We start from the raw sequence: 20,382 nt of genomic DNA on the forward strand, positions 1-20,382 counted from the left end.
TACTGCTTTATGGGCACCTCTTCGCATTTGTTGCACTTAGATTGTCAATTCAAGCCTCAAAAAACCGCTTCGCCGGTTAATTGTCGACAGACCCTAATGCGGGCACCGTATTTTTTACGGGTTTCGGTTTTCAGACAGGCATATCGAGACCTTTGCAAAATTCTTTTCGATACGTTCAAACACGTGCGCCATGCCCGAGTATGATGGAACATGAATCCATTCAGGATTAAAACGGCTTTTTGCAAAAGTTTCAGGCATAGGGAGATAAGAAATCCTGATTCAAGCATCAGTACCAATATTACCTGAATGAACAACAATGCCTGTCTGAAAAAGTTTTTCAGACAGGCATTGCTTGCTTGTTTCGGGCATTTTGTGGTTTTGAATACCTAACAGATAATCGGATAAATCAGGGAGTAAACTTTCCAATGAAAACGGTGGGGAGGGAAAACATTCGGAATGCCTGTCTGAAAAGCAAGCGGCCGGTTTCTTGAGCGCATCATTAGAGTTAGATTTTAAAATAAAGCTCTTTGCCTTCGCCGAGGCAGCGTATCGGCCATTGATACACTTCGGCCAGCAACTGCGGCCGCATCACGGCTTCGGGCGTGCCGGCGGCCACCAGTTTTCCTTGGTTTAACAACACGATGTGCTGTGCGTATTGCGCGGCCAGGTTCAAATCGTGCAGCACCATCAGTGCGCTGAAACGCTGCGTGTGGCGGTTTAGGTAGCGCATCAGGCTGTGTTGGTGGCGGATATCGAGGTGGTTGCACGGCTCGTCGAGCAGCAGCACGGGGGCGTTTTGCAGCAGGGCGCGCACGATGTTGGCGCGCTGCTGTTCGCCGCCGGAAAGGTCGTGGATGCGTTTGCCGGCCAAACCGGCAAGGTCGAAATCTTCGAGCAGCGCCTGCGCTTCGGGCAGCAGTTTGGCGGCCGTCTGAAACAGTTTGCCGCTGTTTTTCTGCCCCAAGGTGATGTATTCGCGCACGGTAAGCGGCATCCGGTAACTGCCGTGCTGCCCCACCCAGGCCACCTTGCCCTGTTTCAACTGCGGGGCAACGGCCTGGCCGAACAACGTAATCTCCCCTTGCCCTGCCTGCCCGATCAAGGCTTTGAGCAAGGTGGATTTGCCCGCGCCGTTAGGGCCGATGACAGCGGTGTGGCAGCCGTGCGGAATGTCCAGCCCGGCCAGCGACAGCAGGGTTTTGCCGCGGGCGGAAACAGTTAAATTGCGGATGGAAAAAGAGATGTTGTCCATAATCGGTTGGATTGGGGAATAAATAATGACATTTTGAGACCTTTGCAAAAATACCTTAAGGCCGTCTGAAATGCTTAGATTCCGTCATTCCCGCGTAGGCGGGAATCCAGATGGAAATATTGAAGCATTGATTAAACAAATACTTAGATGCCAAGCGTCTGGATTCCCGCCTACGCGGGAATGACGGAGTTCAGATTTTTTAGATAGCAATTTGAATTTTGCAAAGATCTCATTTTCTTTTTCTATAAGAAACAGACAGATATTCGGGTCAAGCCCGAGTATGACGGGTATTCTGAATCTTTTCAGACGGCCTCAACTGCCGCGCAACGGCCGCAGAAACAACCACATAAAAAACGGTCCGCCCAGCAGCGCAATCACGATGCCCACCGGCAAATCCACCGGATAGGCAAACCAGCGGGCGGTGCTGTCCACCGCCAACAAGAATACCGCGCCGAGCCAGGCCGACAGCACCATCAGCTTGCTGCGCCGCCCGCCCACCGTTTGCGCCAGCACATTGGGAATCATCATGCCGAGAAAGCCGATGATGCCCGACAGCGACACCGCCGCGCCGGTCAGCAGTGCGGCGCCGGCCACCGTTTGCAGGCGCACGCGCGCCACAGAGATGCCCATGCTCACGGCGGTGTCTTCGCCCAGCATCAGAATATCCAGCTTTCTGCCCGCGCCCAACAGCAGCGCCAAACCCGCCAGCATCGCGCCTGCGGCATAAGCGGGTGGCGTAAAACCCGCTTCGGCCAAGCTGCCCGACAACCAAACGGTGGCGCTGCGCAACACCAAATCGTCGGACAAAAACAGAATCAGGCTCACCAGCGCCGCCGAAAACGCGCTCAACACAAAACCCAACACCAGCAAACCCAGCGTGCCGCCGCCCAGCAGCTTATGCGCCGCCAGAATCAACAGGCACATCGCCAGCGCACCGGCAAACGCCGCCAGCGGCACGCCGATGCCGCCGATGCCGAAAGCCAGCACGCAGATCACGCCCAAGGCCGCGCCGCCGGAGGTGCCGATCAGGCTGGGGTCGGCCAGCGGGTTTTCAAACAGCGCCTGCAAAGCCGCCCCCGCCGCCGCCAGCGCCGCGCCGACCAGCAACGCCGTCCACACGCGCGGCAGGCGGATGGCGCGCACGGTTTCGTCCGCTTGGTGCGGCATTTGCCATTCGCCGAAACCGATGCCGGTGCAAAACCAGATTAAGGCGGCGGTGGCGGTTAAAGCGAGCATCAAGGGAACGGGTTTCATGATATTGAAATAATGGGTAAATAGCGGATTAACAGGCCGTCTGAATACCTTCGACAGGGTCTTCAGACGGCCTGGAACCTTTGCCAAATTCCTTGCAACATCTTCAAACCCCTACGTCATGCTCAGGCTTGACCCGGGCATCTTTTGGTTTCAAAAGAAATATACAGATACTCGGGTTGGGCACGAGTATGACGGGATAAAAACATTTTCAGGGGGGAGGCGCCTTTTTATAAAGCTCCCGGCCTGATGGTTATTTGGCCAAATCATGCAGTTTTCTCACCACTTGCGGCGTATCCAAACCGTAGCGGAACATATCGTTGGCCGGCCACAGGTAAATTCTGCCGTTTTTGGCGGCGGGGCTGGCGGCCACTTCGGGGCGCGCGGCAAACTGTTGCACGCCGCCGATAACTTTGGCGTTGTGGCCGGCAATCACAATCACATCGGGTTTGGCGGCCAGCCACGCTTCGCGGTTGAGCGGTTTCATGCCGTCGATATGGGCGGCGGCGTTGGTGCCGCCGGCGCGGCGGATGATTTCGTCGGCGGCGGTGTTGCGCCCCGCCGCAATGCGGCCGTCGTAGCTGAACAGATAACGCTTGCCGCTGGCGGGCTGTTGTTTCATTTCGGCCTGCCATTTGTTTGCCAGCGCATCGGCTTGGGCGGTTTTGTTAACCAGCCTGCCCAGCGTGCGGATGCTTTGCGGATAGGCGGCGATGCTGTCGTTTGGCGCAATGTTGACGGCGCGGATGCCGGCGTTTTTCAGGCGCTCATAAATCGCGGCGGGCTGCACCATCCACGAACCGACCGCCAAATCGGGTTTGGCGGCGATAATCGGTTCGACCGAGAGCTGGCGGTAAATGCCTATACTCGGTTTGTTTTTCAGCGCGGGATTCTGATTGGTTTGGTCGCGGGCAACGATTTCGCCGGCCGCGCCCAGCGCCACGGCAATATCGGCCACATCGGGCGACAGCACCACAATGCGCTGTGCCTGCGCGGTTTGCAGGGCGGCAAGTAAAACGGCGGCGAGCAAGTATTTTTTCATGGCTATGCTTTCCTTTGCTTTTTTCAGACAGGCATGTCCGGTGCAAAGGCCTGTCTGAAAACTTGTTACGTATCGGTTGTTTTGGCGGCGCGGGGAGACAAATCTGAGATTTGTTGCCCTCTCCCTAGCCCTCCCCCGCGGGGGAGGGAATAAGGTTGCTGGAATAGCAGCCGTATTTGCTAATTTCGGCAATCCGTTCTTTTTTCAGACAGGCATGTTCGGTGCAAAGGCCTGTCTGAAAGCTTGTTACGTATCGGTTGTTTTGGCGGCGCAGGAAAATAGACCTGCGGTTTGTTGCTCGCTTCCTAGTCCCCACAGGGTAGGGAATGGATTGTTGGAAACCGCCATGCATGATTGATTATTCAGCAACCTGTTCCCTCCCCCGTGGGGGAGGGCTAGGGAGAGGGCAGTAAGCCGCAGGCTTACCTTTCACCAAGCACAAAAGCCAAACCGATTGTGCCGTTCAGACGGCCTGCAACAAGCGGTCGGTGATTTCCCGCCAAGCGGCCAGTTCGGGTTCGCCTTCCTGCCGTCTGCCGAAAATCTGAATCACCGTTTTGCGGCGGCTGTCGAAGCCTTCTACGCAGGTAACGAAGCCGTCGCGTATCGGGCGGCGCACTACCCAGGTTTCGGCGATTTCGTCGTCTTTCAGGTGCAGGCTGAAGCCTTCTTCTTGGCCGTCGAGAATGTTCAGATAGCCGCGGGCGCGCACGAGGTTGTGCACTTTGCCGGTTTGAATCTGCACGATGCCTCGGTTGCCGGCGAAAATCATGATTTCCAAGCCTTGCTCTTTCGCCTGCTCCAGCACCTGCTGCCACGCTTCCTGCGTGAGCAGACGGGTGGCGCCGGCGGGGGCGTGGCGGTAGGCGGTTTGGCGGTCGAGATTGAAAGTTTCGAGCAGGCCGCCGAAATGGTGCACGTCTTTCAGTTCGTTCCAACGCTCTTGAAACGCGGCTTCTTTTTCGGGCGTTAATGCGGCGGCGGCTTCCACGGGCGGCAGCCCGCCGCTTTGGAACGCGGGCTTGCCGCTGCGGCCGAAAGCGGCCAGCAGCGCCTGCCATTCGGCTTCTTTACCCTCTTCTTTTAAAAACACTTTCTGCACCGCCACGCCGAATTCGTCGTAAAACTGCACCGAGCGCGAAACCTTGCCGCCGTCGCGGGTGGTAACGGCCAGCGCATGATGCCAGCGCGCGGGGAAGATGCGCAGGTCGATGCCGCCGATATTGAGGGCGATGCCGGAAGTGGGCGCCATGCTCACGTTTTCATAAATGCCTTGTTTTTCGTGTACGCACACACTGTTGCGCACCACGCACTGCACCCGCCCCAAGGTGTGCAGTTTCAATACGATGTCGCGGATGTTTTCTTTGCCGCCGAGGTAAACGCTTTCGGGCGCGTCGGCCATCAATGCGCCTTCGCTCACGCCCAGTTCGGCCGCGCCTTCGCGGGGAAAATAAACGCCTTGTTTGCCGGCTTTGTTGGCTTGGTATTGTTGCCAGAGGTTCATCAGTTGTTTCCTTTCATGTTTTCAGACGGCCTGTCCCATACCGCAAAGGCCGTCTGAAAAAACGGTTTGCCGTTAAAACTTCACCTGTACCGTGGCCGCCACGTTGCGGCCGCTCATGCTGTACAAATCCATCACGCCGGTATCGGCCATGCCGGCCACATCAACGTGCTGCCAGTATTTTTTGTTGCCGAGGTTGTAGAGGTTCAGCCCCAATTCGACGTTTTTCACCGGTTTGTACCACGCGCCGATGTCCCACACGCCGTAGCCCGGCGTTTTGAAGAAACTTTCGTCGCTCACGCGTTTCTGCTTGGCCGCCCAGCGCAGCTTGGCGCCTGCACCCCATTTTTCCTGCACATAATCCAAGCCGAGCACGCCGTTGAGCGGATAGGCGGTGTCGAGCGGCTTGCCTTCGCCGTCTTCGCCGCGCATCCAGGCGATGCTGCCGTTGAGATGCCAGGCATCATTCAAACGGTGGGAAGCGGCCGCTTCGATACCGTAGGTTTTCACTTTGTCGAGATTACCGTATTGATACACCAGCACACCGTTTTCGGTGCCGATGAGTTGGCGGTTGATGAAGTCGCGGTAGCGGTTGTAGAACGCGGTTACTTGCGCCTTGCTGTTTTCGCCTTTGTATTTCAAACCCAATTCAAAGCTGTTGGAACGCTCCGATTTCAGATTATTGTTGGGCACGATTTGGTAACCGTATTGGGTGTTGGAAAACGACATGGTGGCCGAATCGAACGGCGGCGTGCGGAAGCCCTGCGAATAGGTGGCGAAACCGGTGAATGCGTCGCCCATCGGCCAGCTTAGGCGCAGGCTGGGGGTGATTGCGCTGTCGCTGAAGTTTTGCGGCAGGCTTTCGGGGTTGGCGTTCAGATAGGCTTGGTCGATTTGCGGCTTCAGCTTTTCGTATTCGTAGCGCAGCGCGGGCGTGAGCACCACGCCGTTGGCAAAGGCGATGCTGTCTTGCGCATACACGCTGAAGGTGCGCCGTTTGCTGTCGGGGAAGGTTTTATTGGGATAGAGGCTGCCGGCATAGCTTTTGCTGGTGCTGCCGTCCGAATTAACCGTGAGGCTGTCGCGGCTGCGCTCGGTGTCGACGTGTTTGAATTCCGCCCCCGCCACCACCGTGTGTTTCAGACGGCCTGTGTCAAACTCGGCCACCGCACGGCTGCTGATACCGTTGGCGGTTTGGTCGAAGCCGTAGTCGGAATAACGGACGCCGCTGCCGACGGTGCGGCCGTTAATCGCGGTTTCGCTCGTGTTCACCGCATCGTCCTGTGCTTTGAGCTGCTGGCGGTAAAACATGATCTCGGCTTCTTTCAGACGGCCTCCGCCCATATAACGGTAGCCCAAGCCGAAGCGTTGGCGGCGGGCGGAATCATACGCTTCGGCCAGGCTCTGCGTGGTGATAACCGTGGTCGGGCCGCGCACCACGCTGCTGCTGCCCAGCGTGTTGAGCAAATCGGTTTCGTTTTTGCGGTAAAACTGCTCGAGCACGGCTTCGAGGCGGTGGTTTTCGTTGCCGATATTGCCTTTGGCCAAAATATTGTAGCCGTTGTTGTCTTGCGGATTGTTTTTGGTGCGGCTGCTGTCGCGCGTATCGACGCTGCCTTTGTTTTTGATTTCATGCCCTTGGCGGCGGGTGAGCATCAGCAGACCCTCGGCGTTTTCGGTGTAGCCCGCCGCCGTGGCGGTTAGGCCGTGGCTGTTGTCGCGGCTGCGGTAGCCGTATTTCAGGCCGAAGTGATAAGGCTTGTCGGCATCGACGAAATCGCGCGGCGAATAAGTGGCCAGATTCACCACCCCGCCCAGCGCATCGCTGCCGTAGAGCGCGGAATACGGCCCTTTCACGATGTCTGCCTGCTTGAGCGTATCGGGTTCGACCAGATCGCGGCCCGAAATCGCACCGTTGCTGCCGCCGCCCGCATACGCCTCCGGCAGGCGCACGCCGTCCACCATCATCAGGATGCGGTTACCGTCGATGCCGCGGATATTTACGCCCGCGTTACCGCGGCGGGTGTTGTCGGAGGGCACCCACACGCCCGGCTCGTATAAAAACACATCATCCAGATTCGCAGCCGCAGCCTGATTCAGGGTTTGCCGCGACACCACCGCCACATTCGGCGCGGCTCGGTCGAGCTTCTGCGCGTTGCGGTCGGCGGTTACAGTAACGGTTTCCAATTCGGCGGTTTGGGCAGCGGCATAAGGCAGGGCGCTGAACAAGATGGCGACGGCGTAGACGGTCGGTTTGAGTTTCATGAGTCCTCCAGGCGGTTCTGCAAAAATAATCAGCAGCTTTTGTTTGCTTTTTAACTAACACAAATCAAAGTTCAATAAAATAATAACAATAATGATTCCTATTTGTAAACAGGAATCATTCATATTTAAGCTGTATAATCAGAAATTCAGACAGGCATTGATATGGAAAGGGAGAAAATTTTTTATAGCGGATTAACTTAACTTTCGCTACGGCGTTGCTGCGCCTTAGCTCGAAGAGAACGATTTTGTAAGCCGCTAAAGCGGCAACAGAATCGGTTCCGTACTTACTTGTACTGTCTGCGGCTTGCTGCCTTGTATCGAAAGCTAATTAAATCCGCTATATTAATCTATTGCTTAGCTTGATTAACTGTTTTTGCTTTGATGAAACAAATGAGTGGATACAGAGAAGTGCCGGTTTGACAATATTTGCCGGCTTTATATGAAATGAATATTTGTTCAGGTGCTGGCATGAAGCGGTGCGTTTTCAACATGGCCCGCGTTTTGCACAAGTTGTATGTTGAAATTTTCAGACAGGCATTTTGCAACGTTTCATTTATCTGCCTGATTCTTATGAGAAGCAAACAGCGTGGAAGAAAATACATCAGAAATTCACTGCTTCCGGTGTGGTTTCTTAACACGCAAAACGGTGGTGGATGGGTGCTGACGGTTGAGCTTGACACTGATTTGTGTAACCATCGGTGCCGTTCGGATGATTTGGGAAAAACCGTTTTTATGAATATTTTATTTGCACGATTAGCTGCCGCCGGTGTGCTGGTTGCTACGCTTGCCGCTTGTGCGGTAGGGTCGGATTATCAAAGGCCGTCTTTGAACGTGCCCTCTGCGTTCAAGCAGGCGGAGGCGGGCGGGGCTTTGTGGCAGCCGGCTGCGGTGCGGTCGGTTGACAGTGCGCGTTGGTGGACGGTTTACGATGATGAGGTGCTCAACGGTTTGATGGACAAGCTCAACCGCCAGAACTTCAGTATTGCCGAGGCCGAGGCGCGATACCGTTCGGCTGCGGCGGCGGTGCGCCAAGCCGAAGCGGGTTTTTACCCGACGGTGGGCGCGGATGCTTCGCGCAGCCGCAGCCGTGCCAACAGTAACGGCGAGGCGGTGTACGGTACTGTTGATGCGGCGGGTTTGAGCGTATCTTGGCTGCCGGATTTATGGGGCAGCGTGCGCCGCCAAACCGAGGCGGGAAGGGCTTCGGCCGATGCGGCGGCGGCGGCGCTGGCGGCGGCGAAACTGGCGGCGCAGGCGCAATTGGCGGATGCTTATCTGAAATTGGTGGTGGCCGACCGCCAGCTGGCTGCTTTGCAGCAGAATGTGAAGGATACGAAGCAGTTTTTGCAGTTAACGCAAAACCAATACCGCGCCGGCATCGCCGACCAAAGTACGGTGGAGCAGGCCAACAGCCAGCTGAAAACCTTGCAGGCACAACAGGCGGCTTTGCACTTGAGCCGTGCGCAATTGGAGCATGCGATTGCGGCGGCGCTGGGCGAAGCGCCGGCGGCTTTCTCGCTGGATAGCAGGCATGAGGAAGTGGGTCTGCCGCAGATACCTGCCGGGCTGCCTTCCGGTTTGTTGCAACGGCGGCCGGATATTGCCGAAGCCGAGCGTGAAGTAGCGGCAGCCAATGCGCAAATCGGTGTTGCACAGGCTGCTTATTTTCCGTCGTTAACGCTGGGCGGCAGCATCGGTTTTCGCGGCAGCAGCTTTGCCGATTTATTGAATTTGCCGAATTTGGTGTGGTCGGTCGGTCCGCAATTGGCGGCGACCTTGTTTGACGGCGGGCAGCGCCGTGCCGCCACCGCTCAGGCACGGGCGGATTATGAGGCGGCGGTTGCGGCCTACCGGCAAACGGTGATTACCGCGTTTCAGGAAGTAGAAGACAACCTAGCGGCGCAACAACGCTTGGCTGAGCAGGCGCGTTATCAAGGCGAAGCGCTGGAGTCGGCGAGAAAGGCGGAAACCATAATGATGAATCAATATAAAGCCGGTGTGGCCAGCTATCTTCAGGTGCTCACCGCACGCAGCAGCCGTTTGAGCGCCGAGAGCAGCTGGTGGAGCGTGAAAAGCAGCCAATACAGCGCCAGCGTGAACCTGATTGCGGCTTTGGGCGGCAGTATTCCGGCGGAAGGCTCAAGCAATCGGTGAAACCGTAAAATGCCTGTCTGAAACGGTTTTTTGTTTTTCAGACAGGCATTGGCCTGTTGTTTATACTCACTTTATTTTCGGGAATTTTTAATGACACAATCTATGCAAACTTTGGCCGACTGCATCGGCAATACGCCTTTGGTGCAACTGCAACGCGTGGCGGCGCACACAAATTCGACGGTGTGGGCCAAGCTGGAAGGCAATAATCCGGCCGGTTCGGTGAAAGACAGGCCGGCTTTCCATATGATTATCGAGGCAGAGCGGCGCGGCGAGATTCGGCCGGGCGATACGTTGATCGAGGCCACCAGCGGCAATACCGGCATCGCGCTGGCGATGGCGGCGGCCATGCTGGGTTACCGCATGATTTTGCTGATGCCGAAAAATTCCACCCAAGAGCGCAAGGATGCGATGGCGGCATACGGCGCGGCTTTGCTGGAAACGGAAAGTATAGAGGCGGCGCGAGATCAGGCGCTGGAAATGCAGCGGCAGGGCTTGGGCAAAGTACTCGACCAGTTTAATAATCCGGATAATAAAATGGCGCATTATCTGAGCACCGGGCCGGAAATTTGGCAACAGAGCGGGGGCAAGATCAGCCATTTCGTCAGCTCGATGGGCACCACCGGCACCATCAGCGGCGTGGCGAAATATTTGAAGGAACAGAATCCCGCTATTCAGGTTATCGGTTTGCAACCGGATGAGGCTTCTTCGATTCCCGGCATCCGCCGCTGGCCGCAGGCTTATCTGCCGGGCATTTTCGAGGCGCAGTGGGTGGACAGGATTTTGGATGTCAACCAGCAGGATGCCGAACGTTTTATGCGTAAGCTGGCGCGGGAAGAAGGGGTGTTTGCCGGTGTTTCTTCCGGTGCGGCGGCGATGGCGGCGGTGCGGATTGCCGAAGAAAATCCCGGCGCGCAGGTGGTGTGTATTGTTTGCGACCGGGGCGACCGCTATTTGTCTACCGGTTTGTTTGGTGCGCAGGATGATTAAACTGTGTGTTGATTGATCACACTGTTATCCCGAGCTTGATGCAGGTATCTTGGAACCGGCGGAATGAAAGATGCTTGGGTTAAGTCTGAATAGGAATGCCTGTCTGAAAACGGTTTTTAGACAGGCATTTTATGACTTGGCATAGGGAATGACTTTCGGATTGGATTTGCACGTGTGTTTGCCGTTTCCATGAAAACGCGTGGCTGCTTGGTTTGCTTGAATATAAAGGAAATAATAAGAATGCCTGTCTGAAACGTTTTTTCAGACAGGCATTTGGCCTTATTCACGGGCAGGCGGTTTCGCCGACGCGGATGTTTTGGTTGTGGAAGGCTTGCAGGGTGTTGCGGTGGCCGATGCTGATCAGTATGGTATCGGGCAGGCGCTGCCGGATGAGGGTGTAGAGCATGGCTTCGGTGGGTTCGTCCAGCGCCGAAGTGGCTTCGTCCAGCAGCACGACTTTGGGGGCGCTGAGCAGAATGCGGACGAAGGCGATGCGTTGCAGTTCGCCGGGTGAGAGCCTGTGTTGCCAGTCGTCGGTTTGATCGAGTTTTTCAATCAGGTGCTCCAAACGGCAGTCGGCGAGGGTGGTTGCCAGCGCGGGATGATGCGGATCGATGTCGGGGTAGCAAATGGCTTGGCGCAAGCTGCCTTGCGGGGTGTAGGGGCGTTGCGGTACGAACAGCAAATTTTGCGGCGCGGGCCGGCGGATGCTGCCGCTGCTGCCGAACGGCCACAAACCGGCCAAGGCGCGCATCAGCGAGGTTTTGCCGCAGCCGCTGGGGCCTTGGATCAACAGGGCATCGCCGCTTTGCGCTTGCAGGCGGATGTTGTCGAGCAAGATGTCGCCGTTGTTGCGGTAAAGGGTAACGCCGTTTAATGAGATGCTGCCGTCGTCGGCTTCTTCGATATCGGGCCGGTGCAGCGGTGTCGGGTTGTCCATGCTGGCCAGAAAGCCGCTCAAGCGTTCGAGGCGGGCGCGGTAGACGGTGAATTCTTCATAGAAATTGCGGAAGAACGATAGGGCGCGTTGCAGGCGGTTGAAGGCTTGTACGGTTTGGTGCATATCGCCGATTTTAATCTGGCCGGCGAAAAAACGGGGAGCTTGCAGCATCAGCGGCAAAAGTTGTACACCTTGGGTGAGCAGGTCGTTGAAGCCGTTAAGGCCGACGCTCTGGCGGGTGATTTTCCAACGGTTGCGGATGATGGCGCGAAAGCGTTCGCCCAATTGCTGTTTTTCCTGCCATTCGCCGTTGTAAAAGGCGATGCTTTCGGCATGGTCGCGGATGCGGATGAGGGCGTAGCGGTAGTTGCCGTTGAGTTTTTCGTTGTCGTAGTTGTAGCGGATGAGGGGTTTGCCTATCCACATGGCGGCAACGGTGGAGAGCAGTACGAAGATGAATACGAAAAATACGATGCCGCGCGGGATTTCGACGCCGAATAAGGAAAGAATGCCGGATAGCCCCCACAATACGATGGTGAATTCGATGGCGGAGAGGACGGAATTGAGCATGCCCCGTATGAATTCGATGGTGGTGGTGATGAAGTCTTGTGCGTCTTGCTGGATACGCTGGTCGATGTTGTCGGGCGTGTGGCGGCGCATTTGCAGGCGGTAGTAGTTTTTATCGGCCAGCCAGCGCTCGGTGAGCACGCTGTTGAGTTTTTCCGACCATTTGATGGCGAGCGATTGGTCGAGAAAGTCGTTGATGATGCCGTTGAGGGTGCGCAGGATGACCACGCCGGCGTTAATCAGGGCGAAAAACCAGAAAGCTTGGGCTTTTTGGTCTTGCAGGGCGCTGTATAAGCCGTTGTAGAAAAAGGTGTTTAATACGTTAAGACGGATTTCGGTGAGCAGCAGAACGATCATCAGGGCTGCCAGCAGCAGTACTTTGCGGCTGCTTTTTTTGTCGAGGCAGGGTTTTAAAACGTGCCAGAATTGTTTGCCGAAGCGGGTTTTGCCGCTCAGGGCGATGATGAGGGCAAGCGCTACTAATACGCCGCCGAAAGTCTGCAACAGCCACATGGGGGTAGCGTGCAGTTCGATTTGCCATTTTTCCATAGTTTTGCTTAATTAAGGGTAATGCCTGTCTGAAAAGTTTTCAGACAGGCATATGCCGTTGTATCGGGCAGGATGACGTTTGGCGCCGGCCTTGCCCGGTCGGGCCGGCGCCGCCGGGAGTTAGAAGCTCAGTTTGGCGCCCAGGGTAATGCTGCGCGGATCGCCGATGGAGAGGAAAGGCATGGTGCTGTTGGAGCCGGTGCTGGACACGTAATACAGCTTGTCGCTCAGGTTTTTGCCGGTGAGGCGGATGTTGAGCGGGTATTTGCCGACTTTGGTGTCGTAGGAAACGAAGGCGTTGTAAATCGTCGCCGAGGGCAGGGTGAACCAGCCGCCCGCATCGTTGCCGACGCCCCAGCTGCCGATATAACGTGCACCGGCGCCGGCGCGCCAGTTACCGCCGGCGGCTTGGCCGAAGTCGTAAGTGAAGGTTAAGCCGGCTTCGTGTTCGGGCACGCTGTCGAACGGTTGGCCGACAATCAGCGGATTGCTGTCGTTTTGCAGGATTTTGGTGTGGGTGTAGGTGTAGTTGGCGGAGATGCCGAGTTTGTCGGTCAGCTTGCCGTTTACATCAATCTCTGCGCCGTAAGAGCGGTTTTTGCCGATGATGCGGGTTTCGTCGTCCACCGTACCGGCAACGTTGCGTTTGGTGATGTGGAAGAGGGCGAAGTTGGCGCTCAGGTTGTCGCCGTTGTATTTGGTGCCCAATTCGAACGAACGGGCGAGTTCGGGCGGTATTTCCGCGCCGTTAAAGTCGGTGCCGCGCGAGGCGTTGGGGTTCAGCGATTCCGAGTAATTGCCGTATACCGACCAATCCGGGCGGATCAGATACACCGCGCCCAATTGCGGCAGCAGGCGGAAGCCTTCGCTGTAGTTGCGGAAATAACTATCGCCGCGTCCTTTGCCGGAAATGCTGCGGTAATACTGGCCGCGCAGGCCGCCGGAGATAATCCATTTGTCGCCTACGTACATATTGTCCTGCACCAAGAGGGCGGCGGTTTTCAGGCGCTCGTATTGGTCGCTTTCGGAATTGCGGATGCTGGTACCCGAACTTTCGATCAGGCTGGGGCCGACGTATTGCGGGTCATCGATGCTGAAGCCGGCAATATTGGCGCTGCGGTACATGTCGCCGAGGGTGAGTTTGTTGTCTTGTGCCTGCAAGGCGATACGCAGTTTGTGGGTGATGTTTTCGCCTTGGTCGACGATACCGTTGGCGGAAAGATTGAGGCTGTGGCCGGTATGGTCGGACGGCCGGGTGCCGTCGATGCGGCGGGTAACGGTACGGGTGGCGGCATTGTAGGCGGTAATCCGGGCCTGCCAGTCGCTGTAATGGTTGGTGCTGTAGCCGTAGGTGGCTTTCAGGGTCCAGTCGTTATTGATTTTGTGTTCGCCGCTCAATTGCAGGTTGTGGGCGTAACCATCGGAAATATTGAAGTTTTCGTCCAAACGGCGTTCGGCGGGAATGTCGATCGGTTTACCGTAGCTGGCATAGCCTTGGTTGTTGCTGTTCAAATCGAGGTAAGTGCCGCGGTCGAACGGTATCGAGTAGTTTTGATACTCGTAAGCCGCCAAGAGTTTGGTGTTTTCGTTTTGCCAAGAGAGCGAGGGTGCGATGATGCTTTGGCGGTATTTTGCGTGTTCGCCGTCGTGATCGCGCCAGTGTTTTTTGCCGCTGTAATCGGCGATAAAGCGGTAAGCCAAGCCGCTGTCGGCAATCGGGCCGGTAAGATCGATGCCGATTTGGCGTTGGTTCTGGGTGCCGATAGAGGCGTTGATGCTGTTTTCGGCTTTATAAAGCGGTTTTTTGGAAACGATATTGATCACGCCGCCGGGGTCTTGCACGCCGTAGAGTACGGAAGCGGGACCTTTCAATACTTCGACGCGTTCGGCGGTGGCGGTGTAGTTACGCGCTTGCGTGGATTCGACGCCGTTGCGCATGATGGAATGATCGCGGTTGCCGCCGTAGCCGCGTTTGACGATGGCATCTAGGGTGCCGGCCAGATTATTGCCTTGGTGCAGGCCGCTGATACCGGTTACCGCATCTTCCAGGGTTTGCGGCTGTTTGTCTTCCAGCTGCTGTTGGGTGACCACGTCGATGCTGTAGGGGGTATCCAGAATGGAGGTGTTGACACCGGTGATGTCGCTGCGTTCGGCTTTATAACCCGTTTCCATGGTCAGGCGTTTGGCGCGTACTTGCAGGGTTTCCAGTTGGGTGGGGGAGGCGCTGTTGCTTTCATCGGCAAATGCCGGAGCGGCTGCGCTGAGGCTTAATACGGCCAGCGCACAAGGGGTGAGGCGTGTGATTAGCATATCTTCTTTAAATGGTATTCGAAAGGGAAGTGGAAAAAACGGCGGAAAAAGGAGTTCCGTCAACATAAGGGATTTATATAATGGATTTATTCTATTTTAAATAAAAATAATAATAATTACCATTAATTAATAAGCTCTTTTCTTGTTAGTAGTTTGTTAAAAAAGAAAATATTTTTTTGTAATATTGGCAGAAAGTGGCAAGTACCCGGGATAACGGAAAAAAGGCAGAAAGAAGCGAGAAAATCGGCGCTTTGCCTTGAAAACGGCGGCAAACAGGCGCAAAATACAAGCATCTTGTTCAGAGCGTGTCGTACAACACCGGCACGCTTTTCGGTTTTTGCAAAAATGGTGGAAATGGTGCGGCGCTTGCCGCGGCGCATCATTTTGCCGCTGTACGATAGATTCGCTAAGGATAATTGTTATGTCGCAAGCGCTACACCCCGAAACACTGGCTATTCGCGGTGCTAAATTACAAACGGAATATAACGAACACCATCAGGCCTTGTTTTTAACCAGCAGCTTTATGTTCGACACCGCCGCCGAAGGTGCGGCGCTGTTTTCCGGCGCGCAGCCGGGCTTTACTTACAGCCGTACCGCCAATCCGACGGTAGAGACGTTTAATCGGCGTATTTCGCTGTTGGAAGGCGCCGAGCAATCGGTATCGATGGCCACCGGCATGGCGGCGATTCAGGCGGCGATGCTGACTTTTCTGAGCGCGGGCGACCATTTGATTTGCAGCCGCAGCCTGTTCGGTACCACCATGGGGTTTATCATGAACCATGTCACGCGTTTCGGTATCGAAGTGACTTTGGTGTCGCAAACCGATTTGGCCGAATGGCAGGCGGCGTTGCGGCCAAATACCAAAATGCTGTTTTTGGAAACGCCGTCCAATCCTTTGAACGAAATCGCCGATTTGGCGGCGCTCGCCGAAATCGCCCATGCTGCCGGTGCGCTTTTGGTGGTGGACAACAGTTTTTGTTCGCCTGCCTTGCAGCGTCCGTTGCTGTTGGGCGCCGATTTGTCGGTGCAGTCGGCGACCAAAGCCATCGACGGCCACGGCCGGGTGCAGGGCGGGGTAGTGAGCGGCAGCCGCGAGCTGATGGGTAAAATCCAGCTTTATATGAACAGCGCCGGTTTGTCGATGTCGCCGTTTCATGCTTGGGAATTGCTGAGCGGCTTGGAGACCTTGTTCGTTCGCATGGAGAAACAATGCGCCAATGCGGATAAAATCGCGGCATGGTTGCGTGAACAGCCGCAGGTATTGAATGTTTACCACGCCGGTTTTGCCGATCACCCGCAGGCGGAATTGGTGAGAAAGCAGCAGCGCGCCGGCGGTATTGTGGTGGCTTTTGAAGTGGAAGGCGGCCAAGAGGCGGCATGGAAGTTGATGGACAGCGTACAGATTTTCTCGCGCACCGCCAATCTGGGCGATGTGCGTTCCACCATCACCCATCCTTGGACCACCACCCACGGTAAAATGGCGGCGGAGGCCAAATATGAGTCAGGCATTCGCGAAGGTTTGTTGCGGCTGGCAGTAGGCATGGAATATGCCGATGATTTGATTGCCGATTTGGCGCAGGCGATGGCGTAAATGCCTGTCTGAAACGATTTGATTGAAGGATGAATACATGGATGAGGCAACGTTTGCTTCGTGGTCGTTAAAAATCGGTTTGACCGGATTGATTATTTTCCTGGGCTTCATTATCTGGGATTTGGGTAAAAAATCCCAAGCCGGTAAATTGGGTATGTTTATTCTGTTTTTGGTATTGGGATTGGGCATATTCGGTTTTATTTTCAAAAACGTATTAGTCGAATTTTTTGTGTTGAGCAAATAATCACCATGCCTGTCTGAAAAGCAATCAAGGCTTTTTTCAGACAGGCATTTTTATACTGTTTCGGATTGCTTATGCTGCGCTACATCTTGCAACGACTGCTGCTGCTGATTCCCACACTGTTCGGCATTCTGGCGATTACTTTTGCCGTGATCCAATTCGTGCCCGGCGGGCCGGTCGAGCAGATGGTTACCCAACTGACGCAAAGTACGGTTATGGGCGAAGCGGGCGGCAGCGCCACTTCTTCATCGATGTTGCAGCGCGGCGGCAGCCGGCTGAGTGCAGAGGATATGGAGAAAATCAAAGCCTTATACGGTTTTGACAAACCGGCGCTCGAACGTTTCACTGATATGATAGCGCGCTTTTTACGTTTCGATTTGGGCGAGAGCTTTTTCCACCACCAAACGGTGTTCGAATTGGTGAAGGAAAAACTACCGGTATCGATGAGCCTGGGTTTGTGGACTTTCTTTCTGACTTATTTAATTTGTATTCCGTTGGGCATTGCCAAAGCAGTGCGCGACGGCAGCCGTTTCGATGCGGCCACCAGTCTCGTGATTCTGGTAGGCTATACGATTCCGCCTTTTGTATTGGGTTTGGTGTTGCTGGTGTTGTTCGGCGGCGGCAGCTTCTGGGCGTGGTTTCCTCAAGGAGGCTTGGTGAGCGACGATTGGGCAAGCTTCAGTTGGCCGCACAAAATCGCCGATTATCTCTGGCACATGGCGTTGCCGATTACCGCTTCGGTGGTCGGCAATCTGGCGGTGATGACGGTGCTCACCAAAAACGTATTTCTCGAAGAAATCCGCCGCCAATATGTGTATACCGCGCGTGCCAAAGGCCTGTCTGAAAAACACATCCTGACCCGCCATGTATTGCGCAACGCCATGATTCCGCTGATTACCGGATTTCCCGCCGCTTTTATCGGCGCGTTTTTCACCGGCAGCCTGTTGATCGAAACCCTGTTTTCGCTCGACGGCTTGGGCCTGCTCTCTTACGAAGCGGTGATGAAACGCGATTATCCGGTGGTGATGGGCACGCTGTATGTGTTCACGCTGATGAGTTTGATAGCGAAATTATTGTCGGACATCTCTTATTCTTGGGTGGATCCGCGCATTCATTTCGGCGGGCAGAAATAATTGCGCAAGGGGTAGATGTTGATGCGAAAAATCTTTTCTTCACCTGTCTGGCAGGCATTCAAACGGCACAAGCGCGGCTGGTTTTCACTGCGTCTGCTGGCCGTGTTGTTTGTGTTGGCGCTGCTCGCGCCGTTGTGGAGCAACGATAAACCTTTGTGGATACACTATCAGGGCGAATATTATTTCCCGTTGGCCAATACCTATCTCGACCGCGATTTCGGCGGCGATTTCGAAACGCCGGCCGATTATTTCGACCCGCTCATCCGCAGAAACATCACCGAAAACGGTAACAGCGCCGTTTATCCGCTCAACCCCTACGCTGCCAACACCTTAAACGACTTCGATACCGCGCCCGACCCGGCGCCGCCTTCGGCCAACCACTGGCTGGGTACCGACGACCGCGGCCGCGATATTCTGGCGCGCTTGGTATACGGTTTCCGCGATTCGTTGCTGTTTGCATTGGCGTTAACGGTGATTACCACGATTATCGGCGTGCTGGCCGGTGCGATACAGGGTTATTTCGGCGGCAAAGTCGATTTGGTGATGCAGCGTCTTATGGAAATCTGGGGCGGTATGCCCGAATTGTATCTGCTGATTATTTTGCTGTCGTTTTTTAATCCCAGCCTGCTGATATTGCTGTTGCTGCTTTCCTTATTCGGCTGGATGGGTTTGTCGGATTACGTGCGCGCCGAGTTTTTGAAAAACCGCCAGGCCGATTATGTATTGGCGGCCAAAAGCATGGGCGTGGGCAACCGCGCGATTATGTGGCGGCACATTCTGCCCAACAGTCTCACGCCGGTATTGGCCTTTTTACCGTTTCGCATTTCCGGCGCGGTATTGGCCCTAACCAGCCTTGATTTTTTGGGTTTGGGCGTGCCTACTTCGCAGGCGAGCCTGGGCGAATTGCTTTCGCAAGGCAAAGAGAACCTCGATGCTTGGTGGATAGGCTTGCCGGCTTTCGGTACGCTGACCATGATGCTGTTGCTTCTGGTGATGGTGGGCGAGGGTTTGCGTTATGCATTTGATGTACGCGGCAGAAAATAAGGTGGATGGCATGAACATTCTGGAAATCGAACATCTGCATGCCGCTTTCCCCGGCAATACGGTATTGCACGACATTCATTTGCAGGTGAAAACCGGCCGCAAACTGGCGGTGGTGGGGGAGAGCGGCAGCGGCAAAACCGTGCTGGCGCAAGGCATTATGCGGCTCAATCCCGATGTGTCGCTGCAAGGCGAAATCCGTTTTCAGGGCGAAAATCTGCTGGCTTTGCCGGAAAAATCGCTGCGCAAACTGCGCGGCCGCGATATCGGCATGGTGTTTCAAGAACCGATGACGGCGCTCAACCCTGTGATGCAGGTTGGCCGGCAGATTGCCGAAGTGCTGATTTTGCATCTGGGTTTGGACAAGCGCGCCGCTTGGCAAAAAGCCGTTGATTTGTTGCGAGAAACCGGTATACGGGATGCCGAAGAAAAAGTATCTGCCTATCCTTTCCAGCTTTCCGGCGGCCAGCGCCAGCGGGTGATGATTGCGATGGCGGTAGCAGCCGAGCCGAAGCTGCTGATTGCCGACGAGCCGACTACTGCGCTCGATGTGGCGGTGCAGGCACAAATATTGGATTTGCTCGACCGTTTGCAGCGCGAGCGCAATATGACCATTTTATACATCACCCACGATTTGAATTTGGTGCGCCGCTTTGCAGATGATGTGGCGGTGATGCGTTACGGCAGAATCGTCGAGCAGGGCGCGGTGGCCGATATTTTCGATCGCCCGCAACACGAATATACCCGCCTGCTGCTGGATGCGGTGCCCAAGCGCGAAATCGAATGCCTGTCTGAAAACGCGCCGACCGTATTGCAGGCCGAAGGGCTGGGAGTAACGGTGAGCCGCAAAACCGGTTGGTTTAAAAAAGAGCAAAAAACCATTTTGCAGCCTTTGAGCTTTAATTTGAAAAGCGGCGAAACTCTGGGGGTAATCGGCGAGAGCGGCAGCGGAAAAACCACGTTGGCTAAGGCTTTGCTGCATTTGATGGAGGCTTGCGGCCAAGTGGTGCTCGACGGCAGGCCGTGGTCGCCGGCGAGCCGGCGCGATATTCAGATGGTGTTTCAAGACCCGTTCGGCGCATTCAATCCGCGCATGACGGTGCTCGATATCGTTTCCGAAGCCTTGGGTGTATACGAAAAAAACCTCGGCGAGGCTGAAATTGAGGCGCGGGTTCGCGAAGTGTTGCAGGCAGTGGGGCTGGAAGGCGAGATACTGGCGCGCTATCCGCACGAATTTTCCGGCGGCCAGCGCCAGCGCCTGGCGATTGCCCGTGCGATTATCGTCAAGCCCAAAGTATTGGTATTGGACGAGCCGACCAGCGCACTTGATGTGCAGTGGCAGCGCGAAATTCTGAAGCTGCTGGCCCGTTTGCAAAAAACTTACGGCCTAAGCCTGATTGTTATCAGCCACGATTTGGCCGTTATCGGCGCACTGTCGCATCGTGTGATGGTGCTCAAAGACGGCGCAGTGGTGGAAGAGGGCGATTGCGAAAAGGTTTTTGCCCATCCCTATGCAGACTATACCCAAAAGCTATTGATGCATCACAGGGCTTGAAAT

15 protein-coding genes are annotated in these 20,382 nt (G+C 55.4%); 7 read left to right on the forward strand and 8 right to left on the reverse strand.

What is annotated here, in order from left to right:
* Positions 1-505 precede the first annotated feature (505 nt).
* From Q4C79_RS02165 to Q4C79_RS02185, 5 genes are all read right to left on the reverse strand, one after another.
* A complete protein-coding gene (locus Q4C79_RS02165) occupies positions 506-1,252 on the reverse strand; it encodes an ABC transporter ATP-binding protein (protein WP_303089392.1) in 747 nt (248 codons plus the stop codon).
* Between the two features lie 312 nt (positions 1,253-1,564).
* Positions 1,565-2,506, reverse strand: coding sequence for an iron ABC transporter permease (locus tag Q4C79_RS02170; protein WP_303089393.1), 942 nt, complete (start codon positions 2,504-2,506; stop codon positions 1,565-1,567).
* Between the two features lie 250 nt (positions 2,507-2,756).
* On the reverse strand, positions 2,757-3,545 hold the full coding sequence (locus Q4C79_RS02175) for a hemin ABC transporter substrate-binding protein (RefSeq protein WP_303089394.1): 789 nt from the start codon (positions 3,543-3,545) through the stop codon (positions 2,757-2,759).
* Between the two features lie 463 nt (positions 3,546-4,008).
* Positions 4,009-5,049, reverse strand: a complete 1,041-nt coding sequence (locus Q4C79_RS02180) for a ChuX/HutX family heme-like substrate-binding protein (protein ID WP_303089395.1) — start codon at positions 5,047-5,049, stop codon at positions 4,009-4,011.
* A 72-nt stretch (positions 5,050-5,121) separates the two neighbouring features.
* Positions 5,122-7,311 carry a TonB-dependent hemoglobin/transferrin/lactoferrin family receptor gene (locus Q4C79_RS02185; protein WP_303089396.1) on the reverse strand — a complete coding sequence of 730 codons (2,190 nt, stop codon included), beginning with the start codon at positions 7,309-7,311 and terminating at the stop codon, positions 5,122-5,124.
* A 732-nt stretch (positions 7,312-8,043) separates the two neighbouring features.
* Here Q4C79_RS02185 and Q4C79_RS02190 point away from each other — a divergent pair.
* Complete coding sequence (locus tag Q4C79_RS02190) at positions 8,044-9,465, forward strand: efflux transporter outer membrane subunit (RefSeq protein ID WP_303089397.1); 1,422 nt, start codon at positions 8,044-8,046, stop codon at positions 9,463-9,465.
* Between the two features lie 90 nt (positions 9,466-9,555).
* Positions 9,556-10,452: a cysteine synthase CysM gene (cysM, locus tag Q4C79_RS02195; protein ID WP_303089398.1), complete on the forward strand. Its 897-nt coding sequence runs from the start codon at positions 9,556-9,558 to the stop codon at positions 10,450-10,452.
* A gap of 283 nt (positions 10,453-10,735) precedes the next feature.
* Here the strand turns inward: cysM and Q4C79_RS02200 are convergent, their stop codons facing one another.
* The 3 genes from Q4C79_RS02200 to Q4C79_RS02210 all read right to left on the reverse strand — a co-directional run bounded on the left by Q4C79_RS02200 (position 10,736) and on the right by Q4C79_RS02210 (position 15,201).
* Positions 10,736-12,508, reverse strand: coding sequence for an ABC transporter ATP-binding protein/permease (locus Q4C79_RS02200; RefSeq protein ID WP_303089399.1), 1,773 nt, complete (start codon positions 12,506-12,508; stop codon positions 10,736-10,738).
* Positions 12,509-12,628: 120 nt separating this feature from the next.
* On the reverse strand, positions 12,629-14,818 hold the full coding sequence (locus tag Q4C79_RS02205) for a TonB-dependent siderophore receptor (RefSeq protein WP_303089400.1): 2,190 nt from the start codon (positions 14,816-14,818) through the stop codon (positions 12,629-12,631).
* 122 nt (positions 14,819-14,940) lie between these two features.
* Positions 14,941-15,201 carry a hypothetical protein gene (locus tag Q4C79_RS02210; RefSeq protein ID WP_303089401.1) on the reverse strand — a complete coding sequence of 87 codons (261 nt, stop codon included), beginning with the start codon at positions 15,199-15,201 and terminating at the stop codon, positions 14,941-14,943.
* A gap of 38 nt (positions 15,202-15,239) precedes the next feature.
* Between Q4C79_RS02210 and metZ the strand changes: the two genes are divergently transcribed.
* The 5 genes from metZ (at position 15,240) to Q4C79_RS02235 (ending at position 20,379) form a co-directional block, all read left to right on the forward strand.
* On the forward strand, positions 15,240-16,409 hold the full coding sequence (gene metZ, locus Q4C79_RS02215) for an O-succinylhomoserine sulfhydrylase (protein ID WP_303089402.1): 1,170 nt from the start codon (positions 15,240-15,242) through the stop codon (positions 16,407-16,409).
* Positions 16,410-16,446: 37 nt separating this feature from the next.
* The gene (locus tag Q4C79_RS02220) at positions 16,447-16,653 is read left to right on the forward strand and encodes a DUF2788 domain-containing protein (RefSeq protein ID WP_303089403.1); all 207 of its coding nucleotides are present in this window, start codon (positions 16,447-16,449) and stop codon (positions 16,651-16,653) included.
* Between the two features lie 71 nt (positions 16,654-16,724).
* Complete coding sequence (locus Q4C79_RS02225) at positions 16,725-17,783, forward strand: microcin C ABC transporter permease YejB (protein WP_303089404.1); 1,059 nt, start codon at positions 16,725-16,727, stop codon at positions 17,781-17,783.
* 21 nt (positions 17,784-17,804) lie between these two features.
* Positions 17,805-18,827, forward strand: a complete 1,023-nt coding sequence (locus Q4C79_RS02230; protein ID WP_303089405.1) for an ABC transporter permease — start codon at positions 17,805-17,807, stop codon at positions 18,825-18,827.
* A 10-nt stretch (positions 18,828-18,837) separates the two neighbouring features.
* On the forward strand, positions 18,838-20,379 hold the full coding sequence (locus Q4C79_RS02235; RefSeq protein ID WP_303089406.1) for an ABC transporter ATP-binding protein: 1,542 nt from the start codon (positions 18,838-18,840) through the stop codon (positions 20,377-20,379).
* Positions 20,380-20,382 lie beyond the last annotated feature (3 nt).

Source organism: Neisseria sp. (assembly GCF_030523955.1).
Lineage (GTDB): Bacteria > Pseudomonadota > Gammaproteobacteria > Burkholderiales > Neisseriaceae > Neisseria.